The organism is Indolivaga capnocytophagoides (assembly GCF_036511535.1).
GTDB classification, from domain to species: domain Bacteria; phylum Bacteroidota; class Bacteroidia; order Bacteroidales; family Dysgonomonadaceae; genus Dysgonomonas_A; species Dysgonomonas_A capnocytophagoides.
This window is the reverse complement of record NZ_AP028867.1, coordinates 4561460-4573728: the sequence shown is the minus strand read 5'-3', so window position 1 is coordinate 4573728 and position 12269 is coordinate 4561460. Positions and strand designations below refer to the sequence as shown.

Sequence of the window (12269 nt, the reverse complement as noted above, 5' to 3'; positions counted from 1 at the left end):
ATAATATCTTAGCAGAAAAAAGACCTTACTTTTTATTTAAGAAAACTAATAAAATAAAAAAAATAAAGAGTTCTCTTTTTTTCGCAAAATGTTAAACAAAAATAGATTATCTTTGTTAAAAGTAAGATTAGATAATTGATATGCACTCACTTGAGTGCAGTTATGGAGTTTGTGTAAGAAATGAAGAAATCTACGATTTGGCTACTCGCTGCTGTAATGGCAGTTACCTTTTTCGGGTTGTTATCATTGCAAATCAATTATTTTCGTGCCTCATTAAATATGAGAAACGATCAATTTGATGAAGCTGTGCGTAGAAGTTTATATCAAGTCTCAAAGAATCTCGAACTCGAACAAACAAGAAAGTATCTGTATCAGGAAGCTTCTGATTTTTATAACAAAAAAGGAATATACAAAGACATTCCTGTGACTAATGCCAATGGCGAGCAGATTGTAACCCATTCACAAAGTTTCAGAATCACCGATAACAACGGAGATCCGATAATGAATATGGAATACAATGTATCGCAAACGACCAGCATCAAAAGCTCCAAATCTAAGAATATACCCAAAAGAGGTACAAATGCCGTAGCGCAGGCCTCCTTTAATATACAGGAACAGTTTAAACAAAGATATGATTATCAGCGGCAATTGGTCGACAATGTAATCGCAAAAGACAATGTGATATCGAAACTGATACAACGATCAAGCACTGAGCCTATTTCGGAAAAAATAAATTTCAAGACGCTTAATAATACGATAAAAGACGAACTCAAATCAAATGGTATAGAGATACCGTTCCAGTTTGAAATCGTTGACAATAACGATAAACCGATATTTAAACAGGAGAACTATACAGAACCTGACAAAAACTCGCTTTATAAGCAGGTCTTATATCCAAATGATCCGATAGATAAGTTAAACAGCCTTTGGGTATCATTTCCTACCAAAAACGATTATCTGCTCAGTGAAATATCATTGCTGTTGCCGGCTTTTGTATTTACTCTCATTTTGCTCATTACATTCATAATATCCATATACCTGATATTCAGACAAAAGCGTTTATCTGAAATGAAGAGCGATTTTATGAATAATATGACTCATGAACTGAAAACACCGGTATCAACCATATCATTGGCTGCGCAGATGCTGAGAGACCCGGGGATAATGAAATCGCCCGATATTTTCAATCATATATCCAGTGTGATTAATGATGAAACCAAACGCCTTAGTTTTCAGGTAGAAAAGGTATTGCAGATGTCTCTTTTTGAGAAACAACAGGCAACTCTAAAGTTCAAAGAGTTGGATGTCAACGATATTATTGTTAATATTGCCAATACTTTTCAGTTAAAAGTCGAAAAATTCGGTGGTAAAATCGACATAGATCTCGAAGCAGATGATACATTAGTAAATGCTGACGAAATGCATTTTACAAATGTAGTTTTTAATCTGCTAGATAATGCACTTAAATACAGGCGGGAAGATATACCTCTCGAATTGATGATTCGGACATGGAATCAGAACAATAAGATATATATAAGTGTTGAAGATAATGGTATCGGTATAAAAAAAGAAAACGCTAAAAAGATATTTGAACGATTCTACCGTGTTTCGACAGGTAACAGGCACGATGTAAAAGGATTCGGACTTGGACTTGCATATGTAAAAAAGATAATTGATGATCATAAAGGTACAATCAAGGTAGAAAGCGAAATAGGTCAAGGTACCAAATTTATAATAAGTTTATTCAATATAAAGTAGAGATATTATGGAAGAGAAGTTAAAGCTATTTTTATGTGAGGACGATGAAAACCTCGGGATGCTACTCAGAGAATACCTGCAAGCCAAAGGTTTTGATACAGACTTATTCCCTGACGGAGAAGCCGGATATAAAGGTTTTGTCAAAGAAAAATACGATTTGTGCGTGCTGGATGTTATGATGCCTAAAAAAGACGGTATCACATTGGTCAAAGAAATCAGAGCAATCAATCCTGACATACCTATTATATTTTTGACAGCCAAGAATATGAAAGACGATATTCTTGAAGGGTTCAAAGCAGGAGCAGATGATTACATAACCAAACCTTTCAGTATGGAAGAACTTGTGTTGCGTATCGAAGCTATATTCCGCCGCGTAAAAGGCAAAAAAGGTAAAGATCAACAGATTTACCAATTCGGTAAAATGAATTTCGATACTCAAAAACAAATTCTGACTATCAACGGAGAAAGCACTAAGCTTACAACCAAAGAGTCTGAACTATTAGGCTTGCTTTGCGCTCACGCCAATGATATATTGGAACGCAACCACGCTTTAAAGCAAATATGGGTAGATGATAACTACTTTAATGCCAGAAGTATGGATGTATACATCACCAAACTCAGAAAACTTCTGAAAGCCGATCCTGAAATTGAAATCATCAATATTCACGGTAAAGGCTATAAGTTAATTGCTCCGATAAATGAGGAAGCTGAAGAATCTGAAGCTTAACATTATACGTTAAAAATGAAAGCCTGCCTGATTTTCGGGCAGGCTTTATTTTTGTCTCTGACACTTTCAATACGACACATTATGGTATGCCTATCAAAGAAATAACCATTTACATCTGTTTATCGTTGCTTACTGCTTGTAATACGGGGGAAAAGGCTGTCGATCAATACAAACTGCCCGTTAACCATAAACATTACAAGGATACGATGACAGGGAAAAGAATCCTTCTCTATGGAGACAGTATATCATCGGATGACTACGAATGGTACAAACAATACCTCAAAGAGGATTCCGGAGCCTCTGATGTATTCTTAGCCGGCTTTAGCGGATATACAACCTCAATGCTCGCAAAAAACTCTCAACTGCAACGAATATATGATTATCGACCCGACATCATCATATGCCTTCTCGGAGGAAACGACACAGGAAAAAGGAATACAGTAGGAACTTTTGGACTTACCGATGAACCAACCGCCAGCGAAACCGATCTTAATTCGGATTATACAGGCGATTATTTCATACAAGCAGCATCTCATATCGCACGTAAAGTAAGGCAGCATTATCAAAATTCTATCCAGGCTCCTTTTATCGTCTTTTGTACCCCGCTGCCACAAAAAAGGAGTAACAGTTTCAACTCATTCTCGCAACCCGAAAATTGGCTTCGAAAGAGAGATGCCATTGTTGAATGTTGCAACAAATACGACATCAAATGTATTGACCTATATAACTTATGCGATTGGGATTTTACCAAAGAGCCTTATTGGACATCCCCTACCGATATTAAGAATAACCATGGCATCTATACAATGGATGGACTTCATCCCAATGAGAATGGATATAAAGACATGGTTCGCATTATAATAAAGGAAATGTCTGAATAATCATATACAAAAGAACCGGAACATAACTTCCGGTTCTTTCTATTAAGTAACAGCAAGTATTTAATAATATACTTTTAGTCTAAACAGACTGTGACCGTTTCACTTACAAAAAAAGACAAATAGGTCTGAGACCTTACCTTAAATACTTGGCACTACCTTTTTGATTGTTCCATCTGCATTGAATTCCATTTTATCGATACAAACTTCTCTATGGAATCCGGCAGCATCTCCCATTTTTATACCATTAGGGCGATTGAATCGGTGATAAACAATATACCATTCATCCGAATCTGGCTTTTGAAGAACTGAATTATGCCCCGTTCCATATATTCCCTTATCTGCATCTTTTGACAAAATAAGATTGTTTTCTGGTATTCTCAATTTACCTGTAGGAGAGTCAGACATGGCATATCTCACCCTGTAATTCTCGCTTCGGGTATCATCCTCCGACCACAAGAAATAGTACACTCCATTACGGTAAAACACATAAATACCTTCCCTGAAGGTATTGTCGGGAGTCATTATCTTTATTGTTTTTTCCTTAATAGAAAGCATATCGTCACTCAATTCGGCAACAGCCATGTACCCGTTTCCCCAATAAAGGTAATACTTACCGGTTTTAGGATCCTGAAACACATCGGGATCTATTTCCTGACCTCCTGTTATCCCTTTAGGACGAGTTGCGACAACAGGCTTTCCCGAATCGGTAAAACGACCTGTCGGATTATCAGATACGGCTACGCCTATTTTTTGAGCACCGGTATAATAATAATAGTATTTATACGAATCGCCTTCTTTTCTTTCAATGATGCAAGGAGCCCAGGCATTGCGCCCTGCCCAAGGAACATCTTTTTTCAGGTCGAGAATAACACCTTCGTCTGTCCAATCTTTCAGATTATCGGATGAGAATACCTTAAAATAGTATCCACCCCAGCCATCAAAACCATCGCTGGTTGGATAAAGGTAATATTTACCGGTCTTTTGTGAATATAAAATCTCCGGATCGGCATAATACCCTTCTAATACAGGATTATTATTCAATGCAGGGTATTTGGCAGGCATTCCCCATTTGTCGGTCAATCTTTTCAGTTCTTTTTTAGTAACAGGAATAATAGACCCATGGCGAGGGTGAAAGTCCATTGATATTTCGTGATCAATCACCTTGAAGTTTTTCAAGTCTGTTGTTTCACAAAATTGATACTGCCCTTTCATATAGACATCATACATCAAGATGTAAGTATCCGAATTGATCCTCTTAAATACACTCGAACCTTCTACAGCGTCTTTGGTTTGCTGTTTGTAATCATCAGACTCATCCCAAATTCCCGAAGTAAGAGATTTGGTCGTTGCCAACTTTAGACCGTTTCCATCGCCTTCTGTCTTATAAAACAGGAAAAACTCTCCATCTTTCAGAATTATATCCCCATCGATACACGATTTCTTATTCTTTGGAATAAACAATGTCTTCGGCTCTCCTTCCAGATCTGTAAAATCCGGCGTTGCATATGCGTAATAGATTATATCCGGACCATTGCCATGCTGCATCGACCAATATACCATATATTTTTGGGCTTCGGGATCGTAGATAGTTTGAGGCGCCCATACCCTTTTCAGATTCTCCTGCCCCTTATACTTTTTCTGAATATTAATAATACTTGATGTCCAGTTTACCAAATCTGTAGATTTCAACAAAATCATTGCTCTGTTAGAATCCCAGCCCTTTGATGAAGTCATATCCGTTACGACCATATAGAATGTTTTACCATCCTCACCTCTCAAAATATGAGGATCTCTCACTCCACCTGTCGAGCTTATTTGCTTGGAATCAATTACAGGTTGATTGTTGTTCAATGCCATAAAATTATAGCCATCTGCACTGATTGCAAACCTGACAGCTTCTTCTTCAACGCTATTTCCGGTGAAATAAGCAAATAAATAGCCTACATAATCTTTCTCGGCAATACTGCTTTGGGCAATGCTGTAACCTATAGCTATAACGCTCATGGCTACAAAAAGAATTGCCTTTCTTATTTTTTCCATATATAATATTCAGATTAAAAATTTATACTACATTTCTATTGTTTACCAAAACTTTACGAACAAAAGGTTACAAAAGTGACATTCTTTGTGTTTACTTTCCGGATAGTACTTTTGTTACTTGTACCCCTATGTCCCTTAAAGGAGATTTCATTTTCTCCGAAAAGCCCCTTTAGGCGTTTGGGGGCATTTGCCGAAAAGGTTACAAAAGTTACTCCCAAAATGCACTTTTACATCAGTAACTTTTTCTCTTTTTATCAGAACCTGTAACTAAGAGCCTGTTTAAATTTTAGCGAAAATTAATTTTATGATTGTCAAAACCAACTCTTAGCTGCTTTTTTCTGCTCTTATGAGCCTATTTTTCGCTTTCTTTTTTTAGTTTAACCCGCTAAACTTTCAAAAACAAAACTAAAAATCTATCTCACAATAGCTATAAAAAAGTACAGCTATAAAATTTAAACAGACTCTAAACATTGTCCCCTTTCTATATAGATAAAAAGTCACTAATAACCTTTGATCAGTTGGTCAACACAACACCTCCATTCGAAGTAATGGTGAGAACAGTATTGCCGTCCTTCTTAATTTTGATTTTATCCAGTGTAGTTTTCCCGTCCGAATCATCTGCATATCTTTTCACTTCCTGCTCGGCAAACATAGGCAGATTAACTTTCAGTTTAAGAGTATTTCCTGTAGCATTAACTGCGGTAATGTACCACTTGTCGGCATGTCGGCGGGCTAATACACAGAATTTACCGGGGTATCCGTCGATAAAGCGGGTTTCATCCCAAGTTGTAGGAACCTGTTTCATAAAATCAATTGCAGCCGCAGGTGCATCTTCCAGATTATTGGGAGCAATAGCAAACATCTGAACCGGATTTTGGTATAATACAGCTGTTGCAATCTGGAATGTATATGAAGTCCGTCTGATTGTACCGCCATCATTATTACGGTTATGACGTTTATTCAACAGAACAGGTCCAAATTCCATCGACCCTACTGAATTTCTGATAAATGGGTGCAAACAAGCACTGTAAGCCTCATCATCATTCGACTTCTGTGTAAAAATCAGATTTTCGGAGGCTAAAACAGCTTCACTGCCAACATAGTTAGGATACATACGTTCCCAACCACGGGGTAAAGTACAACCATGGAAAATAATCATCAAACCATAATCATTTGCATCAGAGAGTATATCTTCATACAATTTCATGGTCTCTTGCTTATCTCCTCCGAAGAAATCAACTTTCAGGCCTTTCACACCCAGACTTTTCAACCACTGCATTTCTTTTTTTCGAACTATCGAATTATGCATCCGTTGTTTTGCTCCCTGAGGAGCATCATTCCAATATCCGTTTGAGTTATACCAAAGGAATACATCTACCCCTTTTGACTGGGCATATTTAAACAACGCAGGCATCTTTTCATATCCTATCTGAGTTTCCCACAGACCATCGATCAGCACATATTCATATCCCATTTGAGCCGCTAAATCAATGTACTTGATCTGGTCTTCATAATTCACGCTATTGTCCTGCCACATGATCCAGCTCCATGTAGACCTTCCGTACTTATATTCTTGTGTAGGTTCGTACAATGGCTTTACTACATCGAAAGGAACAGTTGTTTCTACAATCGGTTTCAAGGTATTCCCTACGGTTATTGTCCGCCACGGAGTTTCTCCCGGAAGGCTTATAGCAGGATTTGCACTTCCAATTCCGTTATTTTCTTTCTGATTAGGATATGCAATAGTGTAAAGTCCGTCAGCTGTTCCGTCACTTAAGCGAGAAGCACAATATGCACTGCTGACTCCGGTTTCGGAAATTAATACCCAACCATCGTTTCCGACATGAAACAATGCGGGAAAAGTATATCCTTCTCCATATTTGGAGGGTGTACCTACCGGCTCATCAGGAACATATTCTTCTTCATAGCTGGGCTTAGTCCGCTTCCATCCGATCATCGGTGAAGCCTGAGGGGTGATAAATGTTGTTGTCTGAGGTGAAAATTTAAATCCGGTAGCCTCTTTTTCTACAACATAACAGGCAGTCTCTCCTGACTGGGGAATTGTATATTTAAATGCAACATCATTGTTACTTACTCTGAAAACTATTGATATCGGTACGTTATTCTTATTAGTCATGCTATACACAACCTCTTTTGCGATATAATGAACCGAAGCCACTTTCGTTCTGTCCATTGTATACTTTTCATCGATCGATGATTCTTTTGTAGAAACAAAATTCATGGACTTTGAAAAATCGCCTCCATCAGTAACTAATCCTAATGGTGATTTTTCTACCAGCACCTTGTTGTCGTATGCTACCGAATACGAGGGTTCTCCGTTTACTATCGAAACATTAAGGTTTAATCTTCCATCCGGAGAGTTAACTTGTACATCTTTTGCCCAAAGGCAGCAAGTGTACACTAACAAACTTGCACAAAACAGTACTCTTCTCATTTATTCAATTATTTAGGTTTTTCATGCAGAAAGGACTCAGCCCCTTTTATTAACTATCTAAGCATAAATGCAGTTTTTCTTACACAGGCAAATTTAAGGTTAATAGCACTATAATATAGAGTATATTTCATGCATGTTTGTACTACATTTCAATCAGAAGCCGGATTCGGGGTCTGTTTCATTTTTAATCTTCTTGAGATACTCAGAGGGCACAAGACCAAATTCATCCTTAAAGCATTGCCTGAAATAAGTTATACTATTTATACCTACCATATACGAGATTTCCGATATTGAATATTTTCCGGTAAGCAGCAATTTTTCGGCATTACCGATTCTTATCTTCCTGATGAATTCATTTACCGATATACCGCAAAGTGCTTTTATTTTACGATAAAGGGTAGAATGGCTCATATTCATTTTTTCGGCAATCAATGCCACATCTATCTTGTCTGAATCGAGATTCTGTTCGATAATAGCAGTCACCTTTTCAATAAATTCATTATCAATGCTGTTCAAAGCATCCACAATGATCGTTTTTTTATCTATTCTGTTTTTATTGATCAGATCTGCCAGCTTTTTCCTTGTATCCAGTAAGTTCACAATGCGACTCCGCAAAAGATTAGCACTGAAAGGTTTCGTTAAATATGAATCTATCCCCAGATTATAACCTTCGGTACGATCTTGTATCGTATCTTTTGCAGTAAGTAATATGATCGGGATATGGCTGGTTCTTACATCCTCTTTCAATGTTTTGCTAAGCTCAAACCCATCCATTTCGGGCATCATTATATCACTTACGATAATATCAGGTACATAGAGTAAGGCCTTCTCCCAACCTTCGGCTCCGTTTACCGCTACATAAACTGTATATTGATCCGCTAATGAACTCTGAATATAGTCCCGTATATCTTTATTATCCTCAACAACCAGAATAATAGTTTTATTTTCAGTAGTATTACCTGTATTATTCAGTTCCTCTCCCAGAATTTCAGTTACAGCCTCCTCGGACTCTAGTTCATCTATATGCTTGGCATTCGGATAAATATTATTAGCATCAATTCTGAAACGGAATATTGTCCCTTCTCCGAGTTTACTTTCTACAGTTATATCTCCTTCGTGTATCAAAACCAGATTACGAACCAAAGCTAAACCAATCCCTGTTCCCGAAACCTGCCTGTCGCCATTTGCCTGATAGTAACGCTCAAATATGCGTGATATGGATTCTTCAGGAATTCCGCATCCTGTATCCCTCACCTCTATTTCGGTGTAAGTGATGTCATCTTCATGCAAATCCCTTAATGTAAGAGAAATAACACCTTCTTCGGTATATTTAAACGCATTAGATAACAGATTTTCCAGAATAGTACCTATTATATCCGAATCGAAATAAATACCGTCGGTTCGGGTTTCTAGATTAATCTCAAGGTCTACTTTTGCATTAACGTTCAGCTCTTTATACTTTAAGCCAATTTCCTGAACTAATTGAGACAAATCTCCCTTATGTATTGTAAGCCTTTTGTTTTGTGTCTCGGTTTTACGGAAATCCAAAATCTGATTAATCAGATTAAGCAAACGCATAGCACTTTTGTGTATGACAGTTATTTTAGAGGCATGCCTTTCCGAAAGCCCCTGATCATTCTGCAAATCCTCCAAAGGTCCCAGAATAAGGGTTAATGGTGTTCTTAATTCGTGGGTTATATTGGTAAAAAAGCGTAATCTCTCATCATTAAGCACCTGCTCCTGCATATGGTTTCTTTTTTCCAGAGTAAGGGAAGTTTCCAGTTCGAGTTTTCGCTTATAAAAACGAAGGATAAAAAAGACTATCACCAAAGCAATTATCAAGTATACAGCCTTAGCCCACCATGTTAACCACAACGGCGGATAAATATCAATAATAAGTGATGCGACATGGTCAGACCATTCCTGATTCTTGACTCTTGACTTGATCAACAGTTCGTACTTACCTGGAGGTATATTTCTAAAAGTAATTGTATTCAGATTTTGAGTATTATACCAACGATCTTCAAGACCTTTCAGTGTATAGCTGTAATCGACCTGATTGTTCAGGGCATAATCCAGTACATTAAATGATACACTAAATGTATTCTGATCGTAATCGAGCTTAATGGTTGACGTCACAGGGATGTTTATCTCCAGATCGGCAAGTTTCGATTCATTATTATATACTGTAAATCCGGTTATTACCGTTGAAGGTAATTTGATATGGGTAGGTATCGTTTCGGGATCCAAATAACACAAACCGTTTTGTGAGCCGAAAAATATTTGCCCCTTTGAATCTTTTGTCACAGAAGCACTCATGAAATCTCCCAAAGGAACACCATTATGATGATCGTAATGATAAAATTTCCCCGTACTGCATATCATACGGCTTATTCCATCATTGGAACTGATCCATATGTTATGCGATGCATCTTCGGTTATAGCCCTGACATGAGTGTTCTTATATCCATTTTGTCCATTAAATATTTTAAACTTATCATCAACTGACGGATTTTCGAAGAAAACAAGCCCCTCCCCTGTAGCGATCCACATCTGACCTTTTGAGTCTTTATATATATAATCAATCGTATTAGAAGGAAAGCCTTTCCCTGTATTATAAGTCTTCGGATTAGTAAAGTCTTTATCAAGAATAGTCAATCCTTCTCCAAACGAACCGATCCATATTCTACCTTGATCGTCTTTTGAAATCGCTCTGACCAAGTTTCGCAATTTATCCAAAGAGTATAATTTCCCGGCTTTAGCTGATAAATTATATTCATACACTCCGCTGCTTGTCCCAATAAGCATATTTTTGTCATTATCTTCGTAAAAGCATCGGATATCGGTATTTTTATCATCGATCAAAAACCGAGAGACAACTTTATATTGAGAATCAAAAACAATGACTCCTCCCCTAAAAGTTCCGAACCATAAGTTATTGTCAGAATCTCGGGTTGCTGTCAGAATTGCATTATCAGTCAGTGGGCTGTTGCTTTTATTGAGAGTCTTTACCTTTACACCCTTCTCAAAAATATCTATTCCTCCACCATCTGTCCCTACCCAGACCCGATCTGAACGATCGACACAGATCCCCCATGCCACAGGATTACTTAATGTATTATTGAGACTCGGAATCGGAGAATACTCCCATGCTTTGAAGAAAGTCGGATAATGGCTTATAAAGTTTATGCCACCACCGTATGTTGCCAGCCATATATTCTCGAACGAATCCTGATAAATACTTCTTACGGTAGGATTAGATAGTCCGCTGTAATCATCACTATAACCAATGTTCTTAAATAAAACATTTTCGGGTCTAAGAAACATGCTTTGCCTGATATCAAGAATACTTACCCCACCTCTTTCGGTTCCGATCCATAGCTGCCCGTCTTTCATCTGAGTTATGGTATAAACATAATTGGATATCAACGAATTACTATTTCCCGAATCGTGTCTGAATACCACAAACGACTCTGTATCCGGATTGAATAAAGCCAACCCATTATTCGTACCGATCCAGACATTTTCATTCTTGTCAATGAATATTGCTGTTACGACATCACCCGGCAGGCTTTCCGCATTAGCCGGATCGTGTCGATAATTTTTGATTTTATTATCTTTCAGAGACAGGATACTGAGTCCCGAGGTTACATGTCCCAGATACAATAAGCCTTTACTGCCTTCATTTACACACCAAACACCATTGCTCACCATACGAGGAATAGTTGTTTTATTATAGTGCTTGAAGCTTTTTGTCTTTTTATTAAAATATTCGACACCCCTGTAGTATGTCGAAATCCAGACATTGCCATCTCTGGCGTTTACAATATCTGTAATATCATTAGTGACAATACCTTGTTTGTTTATAGAATCGTGTCTGTAATGAACAAACATTTCTGTTCTACAATCAAACATATTAAGTCCTTCACGCTGAGTCGCAATCCAGACTACATCGTCGTATTTGTCTGCATATACCTTATTCAGTTCATTCCCGCTGATACTTTGGAGAGAAGATGAAATATCCTTTTTCTTATAAACTTTAAACTTATTTCCATCAAATCTATTAAGCCCCGATTCAGTAGCAAACCATAAAAAACCCTTTTTATCCTGAGTAATACTTACAACATAATTACTGGATAAATCCGATTCTATCCCGATTCTTTTTATATCAGCAGCAAAACCACCGGTCGGGACAATGGCTATCAGAAATATCAAAAACAAAAGAACTAATAATCTCATATAGGATGCAATCTTCTAAGGTCTCAGACCTATGTTTTTATCTATCTAAGTAACACTTACGTCCTGTTACAACTTTAAAGTGCGACATTAAATATCAACGTTTACTTAAAATAATCAAAAATATAAAATAAACGGCTGACACCATATATAGCAACACGTCATTGACAAA

The 12269-nt window shown here is 37.4% G+C and carries 6 protein-coding genes; 3 read left to right on the top strand and 3 right to left on the bottom strand.

What is annotated here, in order from left to right; all coding sequences use genetic code 11:
• Window positions 1–180 precede the first annotated feature (180 nt).
• The 3 genes from AABJ51_RS18520 (at window position 181) to AABJ51_RS18510 (ending at window position 3366) form a co-directional block, all read left to right on the top strand.
• Window positions 181–1758 carry a sensor histidine kinase gene (locus tag AABJ51_RS18520; protein WP_026625397.1) on the top strand — a complete coding sequence of 526 codons (1578 nt, stop codon included), beginning with the start codon at window positions 181–183 and terminating at the stop codon, window positions 1756–1758.
• Window positions 1759–1765: 7 nt separating this feature from the next.
• Window positions 1766–2485 (top strand): response regulator transcription factor RprY, encoded by a 720-nt coding sequence (rprY, locus tag AABJ51_RS18515; RefSeq protein ID WP_026625398.1) that lies wholly within the window; start codon window positions 1766–1768, stop codon window positions 2483–2485.
• 86 nt (window positions 2486–2571) lie between these two features.
• The gene (locus AABJ51_RS18510) at window positions 2572–3366 is read left to right on the top strand and encodes an SGNH/GDSL hydrolase family protein (protein ID WP_338373767.1); all 795 of its coding nucleotides are present in this window, start codon (window positions 2572–2574) and stop codon (window positions 3364–3366) included.
• Between the two features lie 138 nt (window positions 3367–3504).
• Here the strand turns inward: AABJ51_RS18510 and AABJ51_RS18505 are convergent, their stop codons facing one another.
• The 3 genes from AABJ51_RS18505 to AABJ51_RS18495 form a co-directional block, all read right to left on the bottom strand.
• On the bottom strand, window positions 3505–5406 hold the full coding sequence (locus AABJ51_RS18505; protein ID WP_434781377.1) for a glycoside hydrolase family 43 protein: 1902 nt from the start codon (window positions 5404–5406) through the stop codon (window positions 3505–3507).
• Window positions 5407–5920: 514 nt separating this feature from the next.
• Complete coding sequence (locus AABJ51_RS18500) at window positions 5921–7861, bottom strand: glycoside hydrolase family 97 protein (protein WP_338373766.1); 1941 nt, start codon at window positions 7859–7861, stop codon at window positions 5921–5923.
• Window positions 7862–8014: 153 nt separating this feature from the next.
• The gene (locus AABJ51_RS18495) at window positions 8015–12100 is read right to left on the bottom strand and encodes a hybrid sensor histidine kinase/response regulator transcription factor (protein ID WP_338373765.1); all 4086 of its coding nucleotides are present in this window, start codon (window positions 12098–12100) and stop codon (window positions 8015–8017) included.
• Window positions 12101–12269: the final 169 nt, after the last annotated feature.

Coding starts and splice junctions, on each gene's coding strand:
- AABJ51_RS18520 (WP_026625397.1), top strand. CDS start 181: ATGAAGAAATCTACGATTTGGCTACTCGCTGCTGTAATGGCAGTTACC.
- rprY (WP_026625398.1), top strand. CDS start 1,766: ATGGAAGAGAAGTTAAAGCTATTTTTATGTGAGGACGATGAAAACCTC.
- AABJ51_RS18510 (WP_338373767.1), top strand. CDS start 2,572: ATGCCTATCAAAGAAATAACCATTTACATCTGTTTATCGTTGCTTACT.
- AABJ51_RS18505 (WP_434781377.1), bottom strand. CDS start 5,406: ATGGAAAAAATAAGAAAGGCAATTCTTTTTGTAGCCATGAGCGTTATA.
- AABJ51_RS18500 (WP_338373766.1), bottom strand. CDS start 7,861: ATGAGAAGAGTACTGTTTTGTGCAAGTTTGTTAGTGTACACTTGCTGC.
- AABJ51_RS18495 (WP_338373765.1), bottom strand. CDS start 12,100: ATGAGATTATTAGTTCTTTTGTTTTTGATATTTCTGATAGCCATTGTC.